Origin of the sequence: Ralstonia condita, from assembly GCF_958405655.1 — a bacterium.
GTDB lineage: Bacteria > Pseudomonadota > Gammaproteobacteria > Burkholderiales > Burkholderiaceae > Ralstonia > Ralstonia condita.
The window spans coordinates 62267-85610 of the sequence record NZ_CATYWO010000007.1; the positions used below are offsets into that span (position 1 = coordinate 62267).

28 protein-coding genes are annotated in these 23344 nt (G+C 64.2%); 2 read left to right on the forward strand and 26 right to left on the reverse strand.

Annotated features, from left to right (window positions below; translation table 11 throughout):
* Positions 1 to 4 precede the first annotated feature (4 nt).
* Together R2N03_RS18300 and R2N03_RS18305 are read left to right on the forward strand one after the other, a co-directional pair.
* Positions 5 to 1816, forward strand: a complete 1812-nt coding sequence (locus tag R2N03_RS18300) for an ABC transporter permease (protein WP_316659266.1) — start codon at positions 5 to 7, stop codon at positions 1814 to 1816.
* Positions 1809 to 2885 (forward strand): ABC transporter ATP-binding protein, encoded by a 1077-nt coding sequence (locus R2N03_RS18305; RefSeq protein WP_316659267.1) that lies wholly within the window; start codon positions 1809 to 1811, stop codon positions 2883 to 2885. The genes R2N03_RS18300 and R2N03_RS18305 overlap by 8 nt, the downstream gene beginning before the upstream one ends.
* Positions 2886 to 2953: 68 nt before the next feature.
* Here the strand turns inward: R2N03_RS18305 and tatC are convergent, their stop codons facing one another.
* The 26 genes from tatC to R2N03_RS18435 form a co-directional block, all read right to left on the reverse strand.
* The gene (gene tatC / locus R2N03_RS18310; protein ID WP_316659269.1) at positions 2954 to 3754 is read right to left on the reverse strand and encodes a twin-arginine translocase subunit TatC; all 801 of its coding nucleotides are present in this window, start codon (positions 3752 to 3754) and stop codon (positions 2954 to 2956) included.
* Between the two features lie 51 nt (positions 3755 to 3805).
* Positions 3806 to 4324 (reverse strand): Sec-independent protein translocase protein TatB, encoded by a 519-nt coding sequence (gene tatB, locus R2N03_RS18315; RefSeq protein WP_316659270.1) that lies wholly within the window; start codon positions 4322 to 4324, stop codon positions 3806 to 3808.
* Positions 4325 to 4341: 17 nt separating this feature from the next.
* Positions 4342 to 4590: a Sec-independent protein translocase subunit TatA gene (gene tatA, locus R2N03_RS18320; protein ID WP_316659271.1), complete on the reverse strand. Its 249-nt coding sequence runs from the start codon at positions 4588 to 4590 to the stop codon at positions 4342 to 4344.
* Between the two features lie 66 nt (positions 4591 to 4656).
* On the reverse strand, positions 4657 to 5031 hold the full coding sequence (locus R2N03_RS18325) for a DUF4870 family protein (RefSeq protein WP_316659272.1): 375 nt from the start codon (positions 5029 to 5031) through the stop codon (positions 4657 to 4659).
* A 31-nt stretch (positions 5032 to 5062) separates the two neighbouring features.
* Complete coding sequence (locus tag R2N03_RS18330) at positions 5063 to 5437, reverse strand: phosphoribosyl-ATP diphosphatase (protein ID WP_316659273.1); 375 nt, start codon at positions 5435 to 5437, stop codon at positions 5063 to 5065.
* Positions 5430 to 5852 carry a phosphoribosyl-AMP cyclohydrolase gene (gene hisI, locus R2N03_RS18335; RefSeq protein WP_316659274.1) on the reverse strand — a complete coding sequence of 141 codons (423 nt, stop codon included), beginning with the start codon at positions 5850 to 5852 and terminating at the stop codon, positions 5430 to 5432. Before hisI ends, R2N03_RS18330 begins: the two co-directional genes overlap by 8 nt.
* A gap of 2 nt (positions 5853 to 5854) precedes the next feature.
* Positions 5855 to 6625 carry an imidazole glycerol phosphate synthase subunit HisF gene (gene hisF / locus R2N03_RS18340; protein WP_316659275.1) on the reverse strand — a complete coding sequence of 257 codons (771 nt, stop codon included), beginning with the start codon at positions 6623 to 6625 and terminating at the stop codon, positions 5855 to 5857.
* Between the two features lie 35 nt (positions 6626 to 6660).
* Positions 6661 to 7404, reverse strand: a complete 744-nt coding sequence (gene hisA / locus R2N03_RS18345; protein WP_316659277.1) for a 1-(5-phosphoribosyl)-5-[(5-phosphoribosylamino)methylideneamino]imidazole-4-carboxamide isomerase — start codon at positions 7402 to 7404, stop codon at positions 6661 to 6663.
* Positions 7405 to 7479: 75 nt separating this feature from the next.
* On the reverse strand, positions 7480 to 8133 hold the full coding sequence (gene hisH / locus R2N03_RS18350; RefSeq protein ID WP_316659278.1) for an imidazole glycerol phosphate synthase subunit HisH: 654 nt from the start codon (positions 8131 to 8133) through the stop codon (positions 7480 to 7482).
* The gene (locus R2N03_RS18355; protein ID WP_316659279.1) at positions 8130 to 8753 is read right to left on the reverse strand and encodes a MarC family protein; all 624 of its coding nucleotides are present in this window, start codon (positions 8751 to 8753) and stop codon (positions 8130 to 8132) included. Before R2N03_RS18355 ends, hisH begins: the two co-directional genes overlap by 4 nt.
* A gap of 56 nt (positions 8754 to 8809) precedes the next feature.
* Positions 8810 to 9400, reverse strand: coding sequence for an imidazoleglycerol-phosphate dehydratase HisB (gene hisB / locus R2N03_RS18360; protein WP_316659280.1), 591 nt, complete (start codon positions 9398 to 9400; stop codon positions 8810 to 8812).
* Positions 9397 to 10521 carry a histidinol-phosphate transaminase gene (gene hisC, locus R2N03_RS18365; protein ID WP_316659282.1) on the reverse strand — a complete coding sequence of 375 codons (1125 nt, stop codon included), beginning with the start codon at positions 10519 to 10521 and terminating at the stop codon, positions 9397 to 9399. The genes hisB and hisC overlap by 4 nt, the downstream gene beginning before the upstream one ends.
* 16 nt (positions 10522 to 10537) lie before the next feature.
* Positions 10538 to 11866 carry a histidinol dehydrogenase gene (gene hisD, locus R2N03_RS18370; RefSeq protein WP_316659283.1) on the reverse strand — a complete coding sequence of 443 codons (1329 nt, stop codon included), beginning with the start codon at positions 11864 to 11866 and terminating at the stop codon, positions 10538 to 10540.
* A complete protein-coding gene (gene hisG / locus R2N03_RS18375) occupies positions 11863 to 12552 on the reverse strand; it encodes an ATP phosphoribosyltransferase (protein ID WP_316659284.1) in 690 nt (229 codons plus the stop codon). The genes hisD and hisG overlap by 4 nt, the downstream gene beginning before the upstream one ends.
* A gap of 7 nt (positions 12553 to 12559) precedes the next feature.
* Positions 12560 to 13825, reverse strand: coding sequence for a UDP-N-acetylglucosamine 1-carboxyvinyltransferase (gene murA / locus R2N03_RS18380; RefSeq protein ID WP_316659375.1), 1266 nt, complete (start codon positions 13823 to 13825; stop codon positions 12560 to 12562).
* A gap of 89 nt (positions 13826 to 13914) precedes the next feature.
* Positions 13915 to 14151 carry a BolA family protein gene (locus R2N03_RS18385; protein ID WP_316659286.1) on the reverse strand — a complete coding sequence of 79 codons (237 nt, stop codon included), beginning with the start codon at positions 14149 to 14151 and terminating at the stop codon, positions 13915 to 13917.
* Positions 14152 to 14209: 58 nt separating this feature from the next.
* Positions 14210 to 14998, reverse strand: coding sequence for an ABC transporter permease (locus tag R2N03_RS18390; protein WP_316659287.1), 789 nt, complete (start codon positions 14996 to 14998; stop codon positions 14210 to 14212).
* Entirely contained in the window at positions 14995 to 15951 is a 957-nt protein-coding gene (locus tag R2N03_RS18395) for an ABC transporter ATP-binding protein (protein ID WP_316659288.1), read from the reverse strand. The genes R2N03_RS18390 and R2N03_RS18395 overlap by 4 nt, the downstream gene beginning before the upstream one ends.
* 238 nt (positions 15952 to 16189) lie before the next feature.
* Positions 16190 to 16501 (reverse strand): STAS domain-containing protein, encoded by a 312-nt coding sequence (locus tag R2N03_RS18400; protein WP_316659290.1) that lies wholly within the window; start codon positions 16499 to 16501, stop codon positions 16190 to 16192.
* A 64-nt stretch (positions 16502 to 16565) separates the two neighbouring features.
* The gene (locus R2N03_RS18405) at positions 16566 to 17201 is read right to left on the reverse strand and encodes an MlaC/ttg2D family ABC transporter substrate-binding protein (protein WP_316659291.1); all 636 of its coding nucleotides are present in this window, start codon (positions 17199 to 17201) and stop codon (positions 16566 to 16568) included.
* Between the two features lie 156 nt (positions 17202 to 17357).
* A complete protein-coding gene (locus tag R2N03_RS18410) occupies positions 17358 to 18185 on the reverse strand; it encodes an MlaA family lipoprotein (protein ID WP_316659292.1) in 828 nt (275 codons plus the stop codon).
* A 3-nt stretch (positions 18186 to 18188) separates the two neighbouring features.
* On the reverse strand, positions 18189 to 18710 hold the full coding sequence (mlaD, locus tag R2N03_RS18415) for an outer membrane lipid asymmetry maintenance protein MlaD (RefSeq protein ID WP_316659293.1): 522 nt from the start codon (positions 18708 to 18710) through the stop codon (positions 18189 to 18191).
* Positions 18711 to 18738: 28 nt separating this feature from the next.
* Positions 18739 to 19506, reverse strand: coding sequence for a lipid asymmetry maintenance ABC transporter permease subunit MlaE (gene mlaE / locus R2N03_RS18420; RefSeq protein WP_316659294.1), 768 nt, complete (start codon positions 19504 to 19506; stop codon positions 18739 to 18741).
* Positions 19503 to 20336, reverse strand: a complete 834-nt coding sequence (locus tag R2N03_RS18425) for an ABC transporter ATP-binding protein (RefSeq protein WP_316659295.1) — start codon at positions 20334 to 20336, stop codon at positions 19503 to 19505. Before R2N03_RS18425 ends, mlaE begins: the two co-directional genes overlap by 4 nt.
* Positions 20337 to 20568: 232 nt before the next feature.
* Positions 20569 to 21603 (reverse strand): Bug family tripartite tricarboxylate transporter substrate binding protein, encoded by a 1035-nt coding sequence (locus tag R2N03_RS18430; RefSeq protein WP_316659296.1) that lies wholly within the window; start codon positions 21601 to 21603, stop codon positions 20569 to 20571.
* Between the two features lie 182 nt (positions 21604 to 21785).
* Complete coding sequence (locus R2N03_RS18435; protein WP_316659297.1) at positions 21786 to 23249, reverse strand: glutamate synthase subunit beta; 1464 nt, start codon at positions 23247 to 23249, stop codon at positions 21786 to 21788.
* Positions 23250 to 23344 lie beyond the last annotated feature (95 nt).

Here is a 23344-nt window from a genome sequence, read left to right on the forward strand (position 1 = left end):
CACCATGCGTTCCCTAGCGCAAGACCGTGCCGCCGCTTCGCAAGCCCCCCTCAAGCGCTCGCCCTGGACGCGTGTGGGACAGGTATTGCCGCGCGGCGTGGTCATCCTGCTTACCGCGCTGGCGATTTTCACGCCGCTGGCGCTGATCTTCTACCAGAGCTTTCTGTCCGCGCCGTTCTTCATGCCCGACGCGCTGGCGGGGCTCGATGCGTATCGCTTCATCTTTACCGATTCGGATTTCTGGCAAGCCTGCGAGAAATCCGCCGCGCTGGCGTTCGGCCTGGCCGCGATCTCGGTACCGCTGGGCGGCATCCTTGCGTTCCTGATGGTGCGCTCGGACCTGCCGGGCCGCCGCATTCTCGAACCGTTGCTGATGATTCCGGTGTTCGTCTCGCCCATGGTACTGGCGTTCGGCTACGTGGTGTCCGCCGGACCGGTGGGCTTCTACACCGTGTGGTTCAAGAGCCTGTTTGGCGGTGCGCCTTGGAACGTGTATTCGTTCACCAGCATCATCATCATTGCCGGCCTGACGCACGTGCCGCACGTGTATCTGTATGTCTCGTCGGCGCTGCGCAGCCTGGGTTCGGATGTGGAAGAAGCCGCGCGGATCGCGGGGGCATCGCCGCTGTCGGTGGCGCTGAACGTGAGCCTGCCGATGGTGCGCCCTGCCTTGCTGTACGCAGCCGTGCTGGTGACGTTCCTGGGCTTCGAGGTGTTCGGCCTGGTGCTCGTGCTGGGCGATCCGGAAGGTCACCTGGTGCTGGCAACGTATCTATACAAGCTGACAAACAAGCTCGGCACGCCGGCCTATCACCTGATGGCGGCCGTGGCGGTCTGCCTCGTGATGGTGACGTTCCCGCTGGTGCTGCTGCAACGCTACATGCTGAAGTCGGCCAACCGCTTTGTCACCGTCAAGGGCAAGGTCACGCGTAGCCGCCCCCTGCCCCTGGGCACATGGCGCTGGCCCGCATGGGCAGTGGTCGTGCTGTGGTTCTTCGTGACGGTCGTGGTGCCGCTCTCGGGTATCGCGCTGCGCGCCTTCGTGTCGAACTGGGGTGAAGGCGTGTCGCTGGTCGAAGCCTTCTCCACCGCGGCGTTCCAGCAGATCTTCGAGCAGCCGCAGTTCCTGCGCGCCATCGTCAACACGGTGCTGATCGGCGTCATTGGCGGCGCCATCGCAGTGGCCTGCTATACGTTCATCGGCCTGGCGATGCACCGCAAGCCCGATGGCTGGACGCGCTTCCTCGATTACAGCGTGCTGGTGCCGCGCGCGATCCCGGGTCTGCTGGCTGGCCTGGCCTTCCTGTGGGTGTTCCTGTTCGTACCGAACTGGGTCGAGACCGGCCTGACCGACAGCGGCCTGCCCTTCGCCAACTGGATCATCGAAAACGTCGTACCCAGCCTGCGCGATTTGCGCAGCACGATCTTCAGCGTGTGGATCGCCTACACGGTGGTATGGATGGCCTATGGACTGCGCCTGATCTCGGCCGCGTTACTGCAGGTCGGTCCTGAACTGGAAGAGGCCGCACGATCGGTCGGTGCCAGCCGCGCCCGTACCACGCGCGATGTGACCGTACCGCTCACGCGCTACGGCCTGCTCGGCGCATGGCTGCTGGTCTTCCTGATTTTCGAGCGCGAGTACTCGACCGGTGTGTATTTGCTGTCGCCGGGCACCGAGACGATTGGCTCGATGCTGGTTTCCCTGTGGGCGGGCGGCGCCATCGATATCGTTGCCGCGCTGTCCTTCGTCAATATCGTGCTGGTGGCCGTCGGCCTCAGCATCGCACTGCGTTTCGGAGTGAAGCTCCATGATTGAACTCACTGTCAACGACCTGCACCTGCAATACGGTAACAACCCGGTGCTCAAGGGTGTCTCGATGCAGCTGCAGAAGGGCGAGGTGGTCTCGCTGCTGGGCCCATCTGGTTCGGGCAAGACGACGCTGCTGCGTGCTGTCGCCGGCCTCGAACAGGCAAGCCAGGGCTCCGTCAAGATCGGCGATCGGGTCATGTTCGACGGCGCCAAGAAGCTCGACGTGCCGGCCGAAGGGCGCAACCTGGGCCTGGTGTTCCAGTCCTACGCCTTGTGGCCGCACAAGACCGTGGCCGAGAACGTCGCCTACCCGCTCAAGCTGCGCAAGACGCCTGCCGCGCAGATCAAGGAACGCGTGCAGGCGGTACTGCAGCAACTGGGCCTCGGCCATCTGGGCGAGCGTTTCCCGAGCCAGCTCTCCGGTGGCCAGCAGCAGCGCGTGGCCATCGCCCGTGCGCTGGTCTACAACCCGCCCGTGATCCTGCTCGATGAGCCGCTCTCGAACCTCGACGCCAAACTGCGCGAAGAAGCCCGCGCCTTCCTGCGTGAGCTGATCGTCCGCCTGGGCCTTTCGGCCCTGATGGTCACGCACGACCAGAGCGAAGCGATGGCCATGTCCGATCGCATCCTGCTGCTCAACAACGGGGTCATCGAACAGCAAGGCACGCCGGAAGAGATGTACGGGGCGCCCCGAACCCTCTTCACCGCCGAGTTCATGGGCAGCAACAACCGGATCAACGGCAAGATCGCCGAAGTGCGTGACGGCATGGCCCGCCTGGTGGATGAGACGGGCGGCTGGTCGCTGTGGGGTGTGGCGCGCGGCGATCTGAAGCCGGGCGCGGCGGCCCATGGCGTGATCCGTCTGGAGCAGGTACGCGTCGGTCTGGACAATGCCGACAACACCATCCACCTGCCGCTGGCCACCCGCATGTATCTGGGCGACCGCTGGGAATGCCTGTTCCGCTCCGGCGGTGCCGCCGGCACTGGCCTGCGGGCCTACGCCAGCAGCGCCCCGTCCGATGGTCAGTACGCGCTGACCTTTCCCCGCGAGCAGTTCTGGTTGTACGCGGCGTAAGGCCCCCCCCCCCGCGTCGCAATGAAAAAGGCAGCCTCGGCTGCCTTTTCTTTCGGGCGAGAGGAGGATCAGTCCTTCACCACGGGGAGTTGATCCGGGTTGGAGTCGGGCGCAGTCGTCTTGCGCAGAAAGACCGCAGCCAGGATCAGCCCCACCTCATACAGCAACCATAGCGGCACCGCCAACAGCAATTGCGACATCACATCCGGCGGCGTGACGACCGCGGCAATCACAAACGCACCCACCACGACATACGGCCGCACCTGGCGCAGCTTCTCCAGGCTGACGATGCCAAAGCGCACCAGCACCATGACCACCACCGGCACCTCGAACGTGATGCCGAAGGCCAGGAAGGTAGTCATGGCGAAGCTGAGGTACTTGTCGATGTCAGTCGACATCTCTGCGCCCAGGGGCGCGTTGTAGTGCGCCATGACCTTGAACACGGTCGGGAAAACGAGGAAATAGGCAAACGCCACGCCGCACAGGAAGAGCAGATAACTGCTCACCACCAGCGGAAGAATCATCCGCTTCTCATGCGTATAGAGGCCAGGCGCCACGAAGCGCCAGATCTGGTACAGCACCCATGGCAGCGCAATCAGGAATGCAGCCAGCAGCGTCACCTTCATCGGCACGAAGAACGAGCCCGTGACGTCCGTCACGATCATGTGGCCGTTCTTCGGCAACGCCTGGATGAGCGGCCGGGAAAACAGATTGAAGATGTCGGGGGCCCAGTAGACCAGGCCGAGGAAGATCAGCAGTACGCCTGCACCGGCTTTGACGATGCGCTCGCGCAACTCGACCAGATGCGAGATGAAGGTTTCCTGCGCGCCGTCCTCGGGCGATTGTGGATCGAGCGGAGCGGCACTCATGTCAACTGGAAGGGGATGCGGTCAGGGCGCCGCGAATTGGGCACCCGAAAATCATTCGAAGAAAGAGCGCGCGCGCGACTGCGCGGCAATGATGGGCGGGCGATGGCGCCTGACGCGTGCCGCACCGGACTGAGCCCACATACGAACGCCCTGCTTCTGCCGGTACCACTTGGGCATCGACAGCTGCTTGTTGCGCCAGCTGTTGCGGCCGTTGCGAGACCGGCTGGGCGCTGGCTGCCAATCGGGCGCGGCTGTGGCGGTTTCACGCTGCGCCGGATCGCCGAGCGCCTCGTTCAGGCGTTCGTTGATCTCCGACGTGTGCTTGCTGACCTCCTGGTGGATGGTCTGCTCGACATTGCGTGCGGCCTCCTCGAATTCGGTGCGCATCTTGCGCAGCTCTTCGAGCTCGATTTCGCGGCTGACCTCGGCCTTGACGTCGGCGATGTAGCGTTGCGCGCGGCCGAGCAGCGCGCCAGCCGTACGCGCTACCTTGGGCAGGCGCTCCGGTCCGATGACGACCAGCGCCACCGCGCCGATCAGCGCGAGCTTGGAGATGCCGAGATCAATCATCTTTCAGCGGCCGCGGCTCAGCCCTGCTTGGACTTGTCGCGCGCTTCGACGTCGATCGTCGTCGCGTCATGCAGTTCGCGCGGCGGCTGGCTGGCGGTCTGCTGCGGGGCTGCCGGCTTGTCTTCCGACCCTTCGCGCATGCCTTCCTTGAAACCCTTCACGGCGCTGCCAAGGTCCGAACCGATGTTGCGCAGCTTCTTCGTGCCGAACACCATCATGATGATCACCAGCACAATCAGCCAGTGCCAAATGCTAAAGGAACCCATGTCCTACTCCCACGTAATTACGGCGATCGGCGCTGCAACCGTGGCGGCGCCATTGATTGGTTAATTTTACTGATTCGCGTACATCGGTTTGCTGTCATTCAGATACAGCCAACCTTTCACAATACGATACAGCATCCAGATGCCCAGAGCCCACAGCACAGCAAAGCCAATGAAGGCCAGAGGGATCAGCAATACCCCCACGACACCCCAGAGCACGCACCACCAGAAGGACCGGATCTGCCAACGGAAGTGCGATTCATACAGTGTGCCGCGCACATCGTCGCGCTTGACGTAGTCGACGATGATGGCGATCAACGCGGTGATGCCACCCGTGAGCCAGAAAATGGCGTACAGGGCATACAGAATATGCGTCAACCGCCGCAGCCCGGCCAGGCGTTCGGCTTCGTCCGTTACCACAACGGCTGCTCCGTATTTCTCCACGCTGCCTCCCTGCGACGATGTGCCACCGTAGTCAGTCGCCTGCTGCGTCGCGTGCCTGCGACTTGCGTAACGCCTTCTCTTCCAGCCCCGAAAGCCCTTCGCGGCGCGCCAGCTCGTTGACCACGTCATCAGGCGTCAGATCGAAGTGCGACAGCAGCACCATCGTGTGAAACCAGAGATCGGCCACCTCGTAGACCACCTTGCTACGCGACGCATCGGTCATGCCGGCGGCGCGGGCGTCCTTGGCGGCCATGACCGTCTCGGTCGCTTCTTCGCCGATCTTCTTGAGGATGGCGTCGTCGCCCTTGTTGAACAGGCGGGCAATGTAGCTCTTTTCCGGGTCGCCGCCGTTGGCGAGCTTGCGGGATTCAAGCACCTCGCCCAGACGGCGCAGGGTGTCACTCATGGTTGTGGCCGGGCTTACCGGCGTAGATGTCGTCAGGATTCTTGAGCACGGGCTCGACGGTGTGCCAATCGCCGTCTTCCACCGTGCCCTCGAACTTTTGGAAAAAGCATGCGTGGCGGCCAGTATGACAGGCGATGCCGCCGACTTGTGTGACGCGGAGCAAGACCACGTCTTCGTCGCAGTCCAGACGGATTTCGTGCACCTTCTGGATGTGGCCGGACTCCTCGCCCTTGTGCCACAGGCGCTTGCGCGAGCGTGACCAGAACACGGCCTCGCCGGATTCCACGGTCTTCTGCAGCGCCTCGCGGTTCATGAACGCGAACATCAGCACGTCGTTGCTGCCCTGCTCCTGCACGATCACCGGCACGAGGCCGTGGTCGTCCCAGCGGACCTTGTTGAGCCACTTCTTGGTCATGATCAGATCCGTACCGGGATGCCTTGCCCGGCCATGAACTGCTTGGCCTGGCCGACGGTGTATTCGCCGTAGTGGAAGATGCTGGCCGCGAGCACGGCATCGGCGTGGCCGAGCTTGATGCCATCGGCAAGGTGCTGCAGGTTGCCGACGCCGCCCGAGGCGATGACCGGCACCGGCACCGCGTCGGACACCGCACGCGTGAGTTCGAGGTCGAAACCTGCCTTGGTGCCGTCGCGGTCCATGCTCGTGAGCAGGATTTCGCCGGCGCCGCGCTGCGCCATCTCGCGCGCCCAGGCCACGGCGTCCAGACCCGTGCCCTTGCGGCCACCGTGCGTGAAAACTTCCCAGCGCGGCACCTCACCCTCGGCGGAGACCTTTTTCGCATCGATGGCCACGACGATGCACTGCGCTCCGTGGCGGGCGCTGGCGTCGGACACCAGTTGCGGATTCGCCACCGCAGACGAGTTCATGCTGATCTTGTCCGCGCCCGCGTTGAGCAGCCGGCGCACGTCTTCCAGCGCACGCACGCCGCCGCCCACGGTCAGCGGAATGAACACCTGCGACGCCACCGCCTCGATGATGTGCAGGATCAGGTCGCGCCCATCGGACGTGGCCGTGATGTCGAGAAAAGTGATCTCGTCCGCACCTTGCTCGTCGTAGCGGCGTGCGATTTCAACGGGGTCGCCCGCGTCGCGTAGTTCGACGAAGTTGACGCCCTTGACCACCCGGCCGTTGGTCACGTCCAGGCAAGGGATGATTCGTTTGGCTAGCATGATTAGGGGTGCCTCGCGGCACCCGTTGGGCGCGCTCAAGCGGCGCCAAGTTTGTCCGCGAGGGCTTGCGCTTCCTTGAAGTTCAGGTCGCCTGAGTAGATGGCACGGCCACAGATGACGCCTTCGACGCCATGCTCCTCGACCGCGCACAGGTGGTCGATGTCCTTCAGGTTGGACAGCCCGCCGCTGGCGATCACTGGAATCGACACCGACTGGGCCAGCTTCACGGTGGCATCGATATTGATGCCCTGCAGCATGCCGTCTCGGCCGATGTCGGTATAGATGATCGCCTCGACGCCGTAATCTTCGTATTTCTTGGCGAGGTCAATGACTTCGTGGCCGGAGAGCTTGCTCCAGCCGTCGGTCGCCACCTTGCCGTCCTTGGCATCGAGCCCGACGATGATGTGACCGCCGAACGCCGTGCATGCGTCCCGCAGAAAGCCCGGGTCCTTGACCGCCGCCGTGCCGATGATTACGTATGACAAGCCATCGTCGAGCCAGCGCTCGATGGTGCCCAGATCGCGGATGCCGCCGCCGAGTTGCACGGGAATCTCATCGCCCACCTCGGCGAGGATGGCCTTTACAGCCGCCTCGTTACGCGGCTTGCCCGCGAAAGCGCCATTCAGATCGACAAGGTGCAAGCGGCGCGCACCCTGCTCGACCCAATGCCGCGCCATCGCTGCAGGGTCTTCCGAGAATACGGTGGCTTGATCCATATCGCCTTGTTTGAGGCGCACACACTGACCGTCCTTCAGGTCGATGGCCGGGATGAGCAACATAAGCGTGACGACAGAGTTGAGGGGGAAAAATAAAGGGGTAGGAAAACGGGTTCGGTTGCGACGCGGCCTCTGGCGTCACGGATTCCAATGCACGAAATTCCGGTAAATCTGCAGACCGGCCTGCGCACTTTTTTCCGGGTGGAACTGTGTTGCAAAAATATTATCCCGGGCAATGGCGCAGGTAAACCGCACGCCGTATTCGGTCTCTCCGACCGATTCCTCGGCGTTGGCGGGTCGTGCATAGTAGCTGTGCACGAAATAAAAGTAACTCTCGTCCGGCACGCCTGCCCACAACCGGTGGGGGCGGCTCTGGTGTACACGGTTCCAGCCCATCTGGGGCACTTTGTACCGCGAACCATCCGGCTGCAACTGCCCTTCCAGCTCAAAGCGGACCACATCGCCCTTGATCAGGCCGAGTCCGTCGGTGTATTGCTGCCCCGGGCGCGCCTCGGTGCTGCGCTCGAGCAGCATCTGCTCGCCCACGCAAACGCCGAGCATCGGCTTGGCACGGGACGCTTCCAGCACGGCATCGCGCAGGCCCGACTGGTCGAAAGCGGCCATGCAGTCTGGCATGGCACCCTGTCCCGGCAGCACCACGCGGTCGGCGGCACGAATCTCGTCGGCGTGCGCGCTGATGCGCACATCGGCCTCCGGAGCAACGGCCATCAAGGCCTGCGCCACCGAGCGCAGATTACCCATGCCGTAATCGACGATTGCTATCTTAGTCATGACTTAAGTACAGGCAACAGGGTTTTCAGCCCGTCAACAATGAATTCCACGGCCAGGGCCGCCAGGATCAGACCCATCAGCCGCGTACCGACGTTGATACCGGTGCGGCCGATCACCCGGGCGATCGGCTCGGCGGCCCGCAACACGACCCATACCACGGCGGCAATCGCCACTCCCACGCCCGCCAGGAGCAGCAGTTCCCACCAATGCTTTGTCTTGCCCGCATAGACGATCACCGTGCTGATCGAGCCTGGGCCCGTAAGCAGCGGTATCGCCAGCGGCACGACCGCAATGCTCGCCTTCGCGCCGGCCTCGTCTTCTTCCTCGGGCGTGGCCTTGGTGCGGCTGGTCTGGGCGTTCAGCATGTTCAACGCGATCATGATCATGATGATCCCGCCGCCCACCTGGAGCGAACCCACCGAAAACCCGAAAAAGCTGATGATCTGCTCGCCCAGCAGCGCCGACAGGCCAATCACGATCGCCACCGAAATCGATGCAACCTGGATCGTGCGGCGCTTTTCCTCGTCGGTTTGACTCTCGGTCAAGCTGATGAAGAAAGGGATCGCGCCAATCGGGTTGATCAGCGCGAGCAACGAGAAAAAGCTCTTGGTCAGATCCATGGGATCGGTGGCCGGGTCGTGGAGTCAGGTACGCTCGGCCAGGCCGATACGCTGGATCAGAGCGCGCCCTTGGTCGACGGAATCGTGCCGCCGGCACGCGGATCGATCTCGACCGCCATGCGCAGCGCACGGCCGAAGGCCTTGAACACGGTCTCGATCTGGTGGTGCGCGTTGACGCCGCGCAGGTTGTCGATATGCAGCGTCACGCCGGCATGGTTGACGAACCCGCGGAAGAATTCGATGGACAGGTCCACGTCAAAGTTGCCGACGCGTGCGCGCGTGAACGGCACATGGAACTCCAGGCCCGGACGGCCGGAGAAATCGATGACCACGCGCGACAGCGCTTCGTCCAGCGGCACGTAGCTGTGGCCGTAGCGCACGATGCCCTTCTTGTCACCGATGGCTTTGGCGACGGCCTGGCCCAGCGTGATGCCAACGTCTTCCACGGTGTGGTGGTCGTCGATATGGGTGTCGCCGGTGGCCGAGACGTCCAGGTCGACCATGCCGTGGCGAGCGATCTGGTCGAGCATGTGGTCGAGGAAGGGAACGCCGGTATTCAGCGTCTGTTTGCCCGTGCCGTCCAAATCAAGGGCGACGCGGATCTGCGTTTCAGAGGTGTTGCGAGTGACCTCGGCGCGGCGGCTCATGGGGCTTCCTGCAGCGATGCGGCAAAGGCATCGAGAAATTGCACGTTTTCTTCGGGGCTGCTGACCGTCACGCGCAGACAGTTGGTCAGCAACGGGTGCATTCTACTGACGTTTTTGATCAGAATCCGCCGCTTGAGCAGCTTCTCGAACAGCCCTGCAGCATCCGCAACACGCAACAATACGAAGTTGGCGGCGCTGGGGAAGACTTCAACACCCGGCAACGCGGAAAGTGCAGCCATCAACCGGGCGCGCTCGGCGCGCAGCGTCGCTGCCTGGGCGTCGAGCACATCGGCATGTTCGAGCACGAACTGCGCCGTGGCCTCGGTCAGCACGTTGACGTTGTACGGCGGACGCACCTTGTCCAGCTCGGCAATCCACTTCGGGTGGCCGACCACGTAGCCCAGGCGGATCCCCGCCAAGCCGAGCTTGGAGACCGTCCGCATCACCAGCAGATGATCGAAATCCGGCAGGCGAGGCATCCAGCTGTGCTGCGCGAACGGCTGATACGCCTCATCGACCACCACCAGGCTCTGGCACACCGGCCCACGCGCCGCGCGGACGATGGCCTCCATATCGGCTGCGTCGAACAGGTTGCCCGTCGGGTTGTTCGGGTAAGCCAGGTAGATGACGGCGGGCTGGTGCTGGGCCATGGCGGCAAGCATGGCTTCGCGGTCAAGCGTCAGATCCGCCTTCAGCGGCACGCCGATGAAATTCAGTCCCATCAACTGCGCCGACATCGCGTACATCACGAAGCCCGGGACAGGCGCCAGCACGGTCGCGCCCGGCTTGGCGGCAGCGATGGCGATCAAGCTGATGATTTCATCGGAGCCGTTGCCCAGCAGAACCTCGCTGCCGGCCGGCACGTGCATGACGCGCTTGAGCTGCGCCCTGAGCGCATCGGCGGTGGGCACCGGGTAGCGGTTGAGCGCGACGTCGGCAAGCCGCTTTCCGAGAGCCTCGCGCAGCATGGCTGGCAGCAGGTATGGGTTCTCCATTGCGTCCAGCTTGACCATGCCGGTCGCGTCGGACACGTGGTACGCGCCCATTGCGCGAATGTCGTCGCGCACGATATGGGCCAGCAGGTCATCGAGCGGAGGCTGGGTAGGAGCGGCGGTCGTCATCGTGAGGCGTCTGGTGTTATTCGGAGTCGGTGCGTTGCAGGCGGTATTCAGCACTGCGGGCATGCGCCTGCAGGCCTTCGCCGTAGGCCAGCTCCGCAGCGATTTCGCCAAGCATCTGCGCGCCGGCTTCGCTCACCTCGATCAGGCTCGAGCGCTTGATGAAGTCGTACACGCCCAGCGGCGACGAGAAGCGAGCCGTACGCGAGGTGGGCAGCACGTGATTGGGACCCGCGCAGTAGTCACCCAGTGATTCGCTGGTGTACTTGCCCAGGAAGATCGCCCCGGCGTGGCGGATCCGCTCGGCCCACTGGCGCGGGTTTTCGGCGGAGATTTCAAGGTGTTCAGGTGCGATGTCGTTGGCGATCTCGCACGCCTCTTCCATGTCGCGTACCTTGACGAGCGCGCCGCGGCCCGACAGGGATTCGGCGATCACGTTCCGGCGGGGCATGTCCTCGAGCTGGCGGTTGATGCTGGCTTCCACCTGCGCGATGAACTCGGCGTTCGGGCAGAGCAGGATCGACTGCGCCAGTTCGTCATGTTCGGCCTGCGAGAACAAGTCCATCGCCACCCAGTCGGGGTCGGTCGTGCCGTCGCAGATGACGAGGATTTCGGACGGTCCCGCGATCATGTCGATGCCGACGGTGCCGAAGACACGGCGCTTGGCGGCGGCCACATAGGCATTGCCGGGCCCGACGATCTTGTCGACCGGGGGGACGGTTTCGGTACCGTAGGCCAGCGCGCCCACGGCCTGCGCACCGCCAATGGTGAACACACGGTCCACCCCGGCGATGCAGGCAGCGGCCAGCACAAGCTCGTTGCGCACACCGCCCGGCGTCGGTACCACCATGATGATTTCCTTGACGCCGGCCACACGCGCCGGAATCGCATTCATCAGCACCGAAGACGGATATGCCGCCTTGCCGCCCGGCACATAGATGCCGACGCGGTCGAGCGGCGTGACCTTCTGGCCCAGGACGGTGCCATCGGCTTCCGCGTATTCCCAGCTGTGCGTGCCGCACTCCAGCTTCTGCTTCTCGTGATAGGCGCGCACCCGGGCGGCGGCGGCCTCCAGCGCGGCGCGGCGCTTGGGCTCCAGGCCATCCAGCGCGGCCTGCAGCACGGCGGGCGACAGCTCCAGCGCAGCCACGCTGTCAGCTTCAATGCGGTCGAAGCGGCGCGTCGCCTCCAGCACGGCAGCATCGCCGCGCGCCTTGACGTCGGCCAGGATCTGCGCGACGGCGCGGTCGATGGCTTCATCTTCGCTCGCCTCGAAGGCAAGCACTTGGCGCAGTTGCGCCGCGAATCCGGCTTCGGCCGAATCCAGCTTACGGATGGTCAGGCTCATGCGGGTTCCCCAACGCGCTCGCCCTGGCGGGACGCGCGCTCAAAAGCGTCGAGGATCGGCGCCAGCCGCTCGCGCTTCAGCTTGAGCGCGGCCTGGTTGACGACGAGTCGGGATGAGATCTGCACGATCTCTTCCACCTCGACGAGGTTGTTCGCGCGCAGCGTGCTGCCGGTACTGACCAGGTCGACGATGGCATCGGCCAGGCCCACCAGCGGGCCCAGTTCCATCGAGCCGTACAGCTTGATCAGGTCGACGTGCACGCCCTTCTTGGCGAAGTGCTCGCGCGCGGTATTCAGATACTTCGTCGCCACCGACAGGCGCGCGCCCTGGCGCACCGCGTTGGCGTAATCGAAGCCCTTGGGCACCGCCACCGACATGCGGCAGCGGGCGATGTTCAGATCGATGGGCGCATACAGGCCCGCCATGCCGTGCTCCATCAGCACGTCGCGGCCGGCCACGCCGAAGTCCGCCGCGCCGTATTGCACGTAGGTCGGCACGTCCGAAGCGCGCACGATGATCACGCGCAACGCCGGGTCAGAGGTCGGCAGAATCAGCTTGCGCGAGGTTTCCGGATCTTCGGTCACCTCGATGCCGGCAGCCTTCAGCAACGGCAGCGTCTCTTCAAAGATGCGCCCTTTCGACAGTGCCAGCGTGAGCTGGTTGGAGGCGGACTGGAATGCGTTCATGGCCTGCTTACCCCTGGATACGGCGGATCTTGGCGCCAACGGCGGACAGCTTGTCTTCGATGCGATCGTAGCCGCGGTCGAGGTGATAGATGCGGTCGACCAGCGTCTCACCCTGTGCGATCAGTCCAGCGATGACGAGACTGGCCGAGGCACGCAGATCGGTCGCCATCACCGTCGCGCCGGAAAGCTGCTCGACGCCCGTCACGACGGCCGTCTTGCCGTCGATCACGATATTGGCGCCCAGGCGGTTGAGTTCCTGCACGTGCATGAAGCGGTTTTCGAAGATGGTCTCAGTCACCGTCGCAGAGCCTTCCGCAATGGCGTTGAGCATCATGAACTGCGCCTGCATGTCGGTCGGGAACGCCGGGTATTCCGAGGTGCGAAAGCTGACGGCCTTTGGACGGCCGGTCATCTGTATGCGAATCCAGTCGTCGCCGGTGGTGAGCGTCGCCCCCGCTTCGCGCAGCTTGTCGAGCACGGCATCCAGGATGCCCGGCGGCACGCCGCGCAGCGTCACGTCGCCGCCGGCGGCTGCCACGGCGCACAGGAACGTACCGGCTTCGATGCGATCAGCAATCACGGTGTGCTCGGCGCCGCGCAGCGATTCGACGCCCAGGATCACCAGGCGGTCGGTGCCGATACCCTCGATGCGCGCGCCCATCTTGACGAGCAGATTCGCCAGGTCGGTCACCTCGGGCTCACGTGCGGCGTTTTCGAGCACAGTTTCGCCGTCGGCGAGCGCGGCGGCCATCAGCAGGTTTTCGGTGCCGGTCACCGTCACCATGTCGGTGACGATGCGCGCACCGCGCAGACGCTTGGCGCCATCAGCGAGCCTGGCCTCGATGTAGCCGTGTTCGATGACGATCTCGGCGCCCATCTGCTGCAGGCCCTTGATGTGCTGATCGACCGGGCGCGCACCAATGCCGCAGCCTCCCGGCAGCGACACCCGGGCGTGGCCGAAGCGCGCCAGCAGCGGGCCCAGCACCAGGATCGATGCGCGCATGGTCTTCACCAGGTCGTACGGTGCTTCGGGCGTGTGGATGGAGGCGGCATCAAGCGTGAGGTGGTGGCCGTCCAGCGCGCCCTCCACCCCCATTTGACGCAGCAGCTTGAGCATCGTGCGCACGTCCTGCAGATTGGGCACGTTGTGCAGCACCAGCGGCTCCGGCGTCAGCAGCGCAGCGCACATGATGGGCAGCGCGGCGTTCTTGGCGCCAGACACGCGAATTTCGCCCGACAGCGGGCCATTGCCTTCGATCAGCAGTTTGTCCATGAGCGAGACGTCACGTCGTGCGGGGCGCGCTGTGTGCGCCGGGTCGGAATCGGTTTGCGTATTGACCGGTGTGGGATCAAGCTCGGCCATCAGGACTTCCACTCCGCCGGCGTCAGCGTCTTCATGGACAACGCGTGGATCTCCGCGCGCATCCGTTCACCCAGCGCGGCATAGACGAGCTGGTGGCGCTGGATCAGGCGCTTACCTTCGAACTGCGCACTGACGATGGTGGCAAAGAAGTGCTGACCGTCGCCCTCGACTTCGAGGTGCTCGCACGGCAGGCCGGTTTCAATGTACTGCTTGACTTGTTCGGGTGTGGGCAACATGGCCTTCCCTTCTCCAGAAAACGTTAGGGTGTGCGTCGTTCATGGTGTTGTTGACGCATCAATGGCGCAGCTTGTAGCCCGTGCGCAGCATCTGCAGGGCAATCCCCCCCACCACGACCAGCGCGATCAACATCACGGCGAGGCTCGTCGCCACCGGCACATCGGACACACCGAAGAAGCCGTAGCGGAAGCCGTCGATCATGTAGAAGAACGGGTTGGCGTGGGACACCGCCTGCCAGAACGGCGGCAGCGAATGGATCGAATAGAACACGCCCGCCAGGAAGGTGGCCGGCACGATCAGAAAGTTCTGGAACGCCGCGAGCTGGTCGAACTTTTCCGCCCAGATGCCGGCAATCAGCCCGAGTGTGCCCAGCACAGCCGCGCCCAGCACGGCAAAGACAATGATCCACAGCGGCTGCGCGAAATGCAGATGCGCGAACCACGTCGTCACGAGCAACACGCCCGTACCCACGGCCAAGCCGCGAATCACGGAAGCAGACACGTAGGCGCCGAACATCTCCCAATGCGACAGCGGCGGCAGCATGATGAACACCAGGTTGCCGGTGATCTTCGACTGGATGAGCGACGACGAACTGTTGGCAAACGCGTTCTGCAGCACGCTCATCATCACCAGGCCCGGCACCAGGAAGGCGGTATAGCTCAGTTGGTCGAACACCTTCACGCGGTCTTCCAGCACGTGGCCGAAGATCAGCAGATACAGCAGCGCGGTCAGCACCGGTGCGGCCACGGTCTGGAAGCTCACCTTCCAGAAGCGCAGCACCTCCTTATACAGCAACGTGCGAAAGCCGATCCAGCGGCCCGGCAGGCTCTCAGGAATCGTATTCATGCGGCGGGCTCCAGCGCGGTCTCGGGCATGTGCGGCACGGTGGGGAGTCCGCCCTCGCGGCGCATGATCTGCACGAACACGTCCTCCAGGTCCGCCTTGGCGATTTCCATGTCGTCGATCTCGCAGCCGGCCAGACGGCAGGTGGACAGAATCTGCTCCACCTCGCCATAACCCGACAGGCGCAGGCGCACCCCGCGCTCACCGTGGTTGCCCGGCAGGCGCAGCGCTTCGAGCGACGCCGGCAACGCGCCCTTGGCAAAGCTCAGCACCAGTTGCAGCCCCGCGAACTGCGACAGCAGGTTGGCGGTGCGATCGAGCGCCACTACCTCGCCAAACTTGAGCATGGCGATGCGGTCGCACAGCGATTCCGCCTCTTCGAGGTAGTGCGTGGTGAGCACGACGGTATGGCCCTCTCGGTTCAGGCGTGAGATGAACTTCCACAGCGTCTGGCGCAGTTCGACGTCAACCCCGGCAGTCGGCTCATCGAGCACGATCACAGGCGGACGGTGTACCAGCGCCTGCGCTACCAGCACGCGGCGCTTCATGCCACCCGACAGGGCACGCATGTTGGCGTCGGCCTTGTTGGTCAGGTCCAGGTTGGCCATGACCTCGTCGATCCAGTCGTCGTTCTTGGTCAGACCGAAGTAGCCCGACTGCAGGCGCAACGTCTCGCGCACCGTGAAGAACGGGTCGAATACCAGCTCCTGGGGCACCACGCCGAGCTTGCGGCGGGCGGTGCGGTAGTCGGAAACAACGTCGTGACCCAGCACGCGGACGCTGCCGGAATCGGCGCGATTCAGCCCCGCGAGGATGGAGATCAGCGTGGTCTTGCCCGCGCCGTTGGGACCGAGCAGACCGAAAAACTCGCCCTGCTCAACTGAGAGGCTCACGCCCTTGAGCGCTTGCAACGACTTGTAGCGCTTGCGGACGTCAGCAATTTCGATGGCTTTCATGGCCGAAAAAGTGAACTACTCTGCGCATCTTACCCCTGCGGATCGGCTTGATCACCACAGAACGGTACGCCGTACTTGGCGTCGGCAGAGCGACAAACCCAGAATTATAGGGGAACTGCACCAACAGACAGCGGCACGGCTAGCTGCGCCGCGCCAGGGTCGCCGCAGGCGCGCGCAGCGCCCCGGCCGGAGCGCGGCATCGCGATGCGAGGGAAATCGCCCCGCACCGGACGCCGCCTCAATGTCGAGCGTGGGGGTGGTCCGCCGAGGCCGGTGCGATCGCCAGCAGGGATTCCACGCCGTACAGCGTGGCAAGATTGGAAAGCGCCCGGGGTGCGCCTGCGATATCCAGCGCGACACCGGCCGCCTGTGCCGTGCGCTGCCACGACAGCAGCACCGCAAGCGCCGAGGAATCAACCTGCGATAGCCCGGCGCAATCAACGCGCAGGGTTGCCGCGCCAGACGCCTGCGCCTGGCCAAGTTGCGCCTCGCCCTCGCGCAGGATGCGCGGCGCTTCACGGTGGGTCAGCGGGCCGGACAAGGTCAACATGGTCGCATCAAAAAAGAAACAGCGGCCAAATTGACCGCTGTTTTGGATTTTACCGGAAGGCGGCCTATTTTGCCGGCCCCTTCTCGAGTTGCGCGTTGCGTTCGTTCAGGAAGCTCACCAAGCCGCCAACGCCGCCGCGCTTGCTGATGACATCAGCAAACTGGTTCTTGTACGTCTCGGACAGCCACAGGCCGCTGATGTTGATGTCGTACACCTTCCAGCCGGCCGGCGTCTTCTCCAGTCGATAGTCCAGCGCTACCGGCTCGCCGTTGTTGTTGACCGTGGATCGCACCACCACATCGGTGTCATCCGCTGCGGCACGGAATGGTTTGTACGAGACCGTCTGGTTCTTCACGTTCGAGAGTGCCCCGGCATAGGTGCGGATCAGCAACGTCTTGAAGCCGTCCTGGATCTGCTGTTGCTGCTCGGGCGTCGCCTGGTTCCAGTAGCGGCCCATGGCGATCCGGGTGGTGCGAGTGAAGTCCGTGCGCGGGACGATCTTCTGGTCAACGAGCCGGTAGACCTTGGCCATGTTGCCGTTGCGCAAGTCCGGATCACCCTTGATGGTAGACAACACGTCATCCACCGCCGTCTTGACGGTGCTCTGGGCATCAGCTTCCTGGGCATGGACGGGGGAGGCAGCCATGACTGCCGTCAGCGCAAGGCCCGAAAACAGGGAGCGGAGGAAAGTCTTCAACATATCGCGTCCTTCTTGTGTGATTCTCGATTTGCATGCGGCGGCACCGCAGCAATAGGGGGGCGGCAATTAGAACAGAGCACGCGCGATCTGGTTCGCGAACCACCGCTCCCTTTTACGCCTTGTCACCATTGAGGCAACACTGTTACGAGTGGCCGATCAGCGCCGGAAGATCGGCCAGTTAGGCCAGTTGGGCGTGAAGCGGCGGGAGGGCGCCACCGTGCCGCTGCCACCCTCGACGTCTTCGGGCTTGGCCCCGTCGCTGTCTTCCGGCAGGTTGCCGTCATAGATCAGGTAGCGGCGACGCTGCAGGTAGGCGTCGCGCAGGAAGGTGTATTTGTCGACAGCGCCCTGCTCCAGCACATTGCTTGCGCCGAGCAGGCTGGCACGCACGTCGACCACCCGCAGCACGGCCAAGGAATACGTCGCCGTGCTGTCAAAGTACGTGAGCGGATCCATTTGCCAGTCGACGAGGAAGCCCGCGGTATCCCGCACGGTGCTCGGGCCCAGCAACGGCCAGACAATGTACGGACCTGCCGGCACACCCCACACACCCAGCGTCTGGCCGAAGTCTTCCTTGTGTTTGGACAGGCCGGCATCCGAGGCAATGTCGATCAAGCCGCCGAGGCCCAGCACGGTGTTGATGGCCACGCGCATGGTGTCTTCCAGCGCAGCCGTGCCCTTCAATTGCAGCAGGTTATTGACGGCCGAGTAGACGTCGCCGGCGTTGGAAAAGAAGTTCGACACGGCCGTGCGCGCGGGCGACGGCACCACATCGACATATTTTTGCGCAACGGGCTTGAGCACACCCTTGTCAAAGTCTTCGTTGATGCGGAAAACCTCACGGTTGAACGGCTCGATCGGATCGGCCGGATTGGCGTTCGGGCCGGTGGCGCAGCCTGCCAGCAGCATCGTGGCCCCGGCCATCGCGGCCAGCGCAGCCTGGAGCACAACGCGCGGCGCGCGGAGGAACGGTGTTGTTTTCATGATTTATTGACTCCCACTACCCCCGGCTGGCTTGGCGCCACCGGCACTCCCGTTGCTGCTGCCCGCGCCGGCATCTGCCGCCTTGCTGTAGAGAAACTGGCTGATCAGGTTTTCCAGCACCACCGCCGACTGCGTCATGGTGATCTTGCTGCCGCCGGCCAGCATGGCCGAGTCGCCACCCGGCTCGATACCGACGTACTGCTCGCCCAGCAGGCCAGACGTCAGAATCTTGGCCGAGCTGTCTTTAGGAAACTGATAACGCTGGTCCATGTCCAGCACGATGGTCGCCTGATACGTCTTGTCGTCAAACAGGATCTTCGACACGCGGCCGACCACGACGCCCGCGCTCTTGACCGGCGCGCGCACCTTCAAACCGCCGATGTTGTCGAAGGAGGCCTTCACCTGGTACGTCTTGGCAAAGGAGAACGCGCTCATGTTCCCGGCCTTGAGCGCCAGAAACAGCAGGGCCACGATGCCCGCCAGCACGAACAGTCCGACCCAGAAATCGAGGAGGCTCTTACGCATAGTTGTTTCTCGTTGAATCCGCCGCGCGTCAGCTGAACATCAGCGCCGTCAGCACAAAGTCCAGCGCCAGCACGGCCAGCGAGGCAATCACCACCGTCCGCGTGGTTGCCCTAGACACACCCTCTGGCGTCGCCTTGGCCTCGTAGCCCTGGAACAGCGCGATGAATGTCACCGCCACGCCGAACACCACACTCTTGATGACGCCATTGACGACGTCGTCCATCACGTCCACGCCCGCCTGCATCTGCGACCAGAAGGCGCCGGGATCGACTCCGATCAGGCCCACGCCGACAAAGTATCCCCCGAGAATGCCCACCGCGCTGAAGATCGCTGCCAGCAAGGGCATGGCGATGAAGCCTGCCCAGAAGCGCGGCGCCAGCACACGGGCGAGCGGATCGACCGCCATCATTTCCATGGCGATGAGTTGCTCGCCGGCCTTCATCAGACCGATTTCTGCGGTCAGCGACGTCCCGGCCCGTCCGGCAAACAACAGCGCCGTGACCACCGGACCCAGCTCGCGCACCAGCGAAAGCGCCACCAGCAGGCCCAGCGCCTGCTCGGACCCATACCGGTTGAGCGTGTAATAGCCCTGGAGACCAAGCACGAAACCGACAAATAGCCCCGATACGGCGATGATGATGAACGAATCGTTACCGATGAAGCGCAACTGCTCGATGACCAGACGCGGCCGACGCAACACATCACCCGAGGCCGCGAGCAGGGCCATCAGCGTGCGCGCCGCATAACCGAGGCGACCGATGAGATCGCGGACGAAAGCGCCGATCGAGGCAATCATCGGACGCCTCCCTTCTTGCCCAGCCCGAAATCGTCCGCAAGCGGCGAGCCGGGATAGTGGAACGGCACGGGGCCGTCCGCCTCGCCGTGCACGAACTGGCGCACGAATGGGTCCGTCGAGGCCATCAATTCCGCCGGGGTGCCCTCGGCTGCAACGCCGCCGTTGGCAATGAAGTAGACGTAGTCGGCGATATGAAACGTCTCCTGCACATCGTGTGAGACGACGATGCTGGTCGCACCCAGCGCATCGTTCAGCTTGCGGATGAGCGATGCGGTAAGGCCCAGCGAAATCGGATCCAACCCAGCGAATGGCTCGTCGTAGAGGATGAGCGACGGATCCAGCGCAATGGCACGGGCCAGCGCTACACGCCGCGCCATGCCACCGGAAATCTGCGAGGGCATCAGATCGCGTGCACCGCGCAGGCCGACGGCATTGAGCTTCATCAGCACGAGGTCGCGGACCAGCGCTTCGGGCAGTCCGGTATGTTCGCGCAGCGGAAATGCCACGTTGTCGAACACGGACATATCGGTGAACAGCGCGCCAAACTGGAACAGCATGCCCATCTGGCGGCGCGCGGCATACAGTGCCGGCTTGTCCATCGCACCAATGTCCTGCCCGAGCACGCGTACCGTACCGGCGGCCGCGCCTACCTGCCCGCCGATCAACCGCAGAACCGTCGTTTTGCCGCAACCCGAGCCGCCCATGACGGCGACCACGCTGCCCTTGGGCACGCGCATGCACAGGCCAGACAGAATGCGCCGCGCGCCTGGCTGGTAGGCGAAATCGACCTGGTCGAGTTCGACAACGGCGGTGGAGGTCTGGGTGGACACGGTGGCGTTCGGGTGCGGAGGGCTCGGTTCGATCGGCGGCCTTGATGGACGCCGCATCTTGTTGTGTTCGCTCGCCGCACCGGTTCGGTACGGCCCGCCATTATAGGTGGAAACCCGCGTAGCCCGTCAGTCACGCCCTGCTTACCGACGGCATGTGTGGCTTGAGCGCAGCGCCTCGGCATCGCACCTTGCCGGCGGCCGAAAACCCTGCGCAAGTGCGCTGGAAGACAGGCTATTCGCCGCGACTCAGCCGCAGATCGGCCTGGTGTACCAGCGTCTGCCAGCGGACAGCGTCTCGGCGCACGGCTTGTGCGAATGTGTCGGAGGCTCCCCATTCCGGCTCGAACCCGCCGGCACGGAGCGTGGCCCGGACATCACTCGCGTTGAGTGCGTCCCGCAACTCAGCAGAGGCACGCGCCGACAGCGGTTTGGGTGTACGGGCAGGCATGAATACCCCCACCCAGGCGCTTCGATCGAATCCGGCGAGTCCGGCTTCGCGCAGTGTCGGCACGTCCGGTGCAAATGGCGAACGCGCGCTGCCCGTCACACCGAGCAGGCGCAGCTGCCCGCTCGCGGCGCCCATCGACAGACTGGGGAACGCCGCAAAGCATGCGGTGATCCGTCCCGCCAACACTTGCTGAACGAGTCCCGCCTCGCCCTTGAGCGTTACGTGTGGCGCATGAATCGCGTATTCGCGGACAAACTGTTCGGCAACCAGATGCGACCAGGCGCCAAGGGGCTCCGAGCCGCAATTGACGCTGGCAGGTTCGGCGCGCGCACGGGCAATCAGGTCCGCGACCGAGCCGATAGGCAGCCGGGCGTCGACCGCCAGGAAGAGCGGCAGCGTCGCCACCATGGCCACGGGCAGAAAATCGCGCAGGGGGTCGTATGGCGCAGGCTCGAGCGCAGGCTGGGTGACGAACGTGGTCTGGTGGAGCAGCCAGGTGTGACCGTCGGACGGCGCACGCGCAACCATTTCGCCGGCCGCCATGCCGTTGCCGGCAGGACGATCATCGACACTGGTCAGCCGGCCGAGTTGCTGCTGCAACTGGCTTGCCAGCGCCCGGGCCAGCGCGTCGAATACACCGCCCTCGGCCGCCGGCACGACAAGATGCAGCGGCCGCGACGGATACCCCAACAGTTCCGCACGGGCCGGAAGCGCGAGCGCAACAGGCAACGCGCCCAGCCATGCCATTGCCCGTCGCCGACGCCGATCGAGCGCGGCGGCAGGCACATCTTCGGACGGGTTGCAGGGACGAGAGGGCATGTGGGCGGAGATCCGGCGGAGCTTTCATTCTAGAAATCCGCCCACCCGCCCTGCACTCATGTAAACCATGTCGATGTAAACCATGAAGGCTCGCCTCGGGGGCAGCATGATCGCCTCCGTGCCTGCGTTAACGCAAAAAGGCCCGCCGAAGCGGGCCCTGGGTCAGGCGGTCAGCCGCGTGGTCAGCGCGGCAGTTCCGAATGCCCCATAAGGAACGTGTCCACCGCACGGGCGGCCTGACGGCCTTCGCGGATGGCCCACACCACAAGCGATTGTCCGCGGCGCGCGTCACCGGCGGCAAACACCTTCGGCACGTTGGTAGCGTACGCGTTGTCACCCTCGGTGGAGGCACGCGCGTTGCTGCGCGCATCCTTGGCAACGCCGAAGGCATCCAGCAGACCGCCGACCGGGTTGGTGAAGCCCATTGCCAGCAACACGAGGTCGGCCTTGAGCGTGAACTCGCTGCCTTCGACCTCGCTCATCTTGCCGTCCTTCCACTCCAGGCGCACGGCCTTCAGGCCGGTCACACGGCCGTTTTCGCCGATGAGTGCCTTGGTGGCAACCGACCAGTCGCGCTCGCAGCCTTCGTCATGCGACGACGAGGTGCGCAGCTTGATCGGCCAGTACGGCCACACCAGCGGCTTGTTCTCTTCTTCGGGCGGACGCGGCAGCAGTTCGAACTGCGTGACGGATGCCGCGCCGTGGCGGTTGGACGTGCCGACGCAGTCCGAGCCAGTATCGCCGCCGCCGATCACGATGACATGCTTGCCGTCGGCGCGGATCGGATTGGGGGCGTCGCCCGCCACTTCCTTGTTCTGCGGGATCAGGAATTCGAGCGCATAGTGCACGCCGTCCAGGTCGCGGCCCGGCACGGGCAGATCGCGCGGCACTTCCGAACCGCCTGTTAGCACTACCGCATCGAACTGCTTGAGGATGTCGTCGGCGGAGATCATCTCGCGCGCATCGTTGAAGATGCCGGCAGGCACGGTCTTGTCGCCCACGATGACGCCGGTACGGAACGTCACGCCCTCCGTTTCCATCTGCTGCATGCGGCGGTCGATCTGCGCCTTCTCCAGCTTGAAGTCGGGGATACCGTAGCGCAGCAGGCCGCCGATGCGGTCATTCTTCTCGAACAGCGTCACGTCGTGGCCGGCGCGTGCCAGCTGCTGCGCGGCGGCCATGCCTGCGGGGCCGGAGCCAACCACCGCCACGGTCTTGCCCGTCTTGTGCTTCGGCACTTGCGGCTCGACCCAACCTTCTTCCCAGGCCTTGTCGATGATGGCGTGCTCGATCGACTTGATGCCCACCGGCAGCTCATTGATGCCCAGCGTGCAAGCCGCTTCGCACGGTGCCGGGCAGATGCGCCCCGTGAACTCGGGGAAGTTGTTGGTCGAGTGCAGCACCTCGATCGCGGCCTTCCAATCCTGGCGGTACACCAGATCGTTGAAGTCCGGGATGATGTTGTTGACTGGACAGCCGTTGTTGCAGAACGGAATGCCGCAGTCCATGCAGCGTGCGCCCTGGATCTTGGCTTCGTTGTCCGCGAGTGCGAACACGAACTCCTTGTAATGTTTCACGCGCGCCTCGGGCGCTTCGTATGCCTCGTTCTGGCGGGGAAATTCGAGAAAACCGGTCGCCTTGCCCATGGTGTCCTTCCTGGCTCGACGCTGCCGGCACAGCCTTGCCGCGCAGACGCTCGAGCGTGTCTTGTGAGGTTACGTTGTCTTCATTGGCGGCGGGT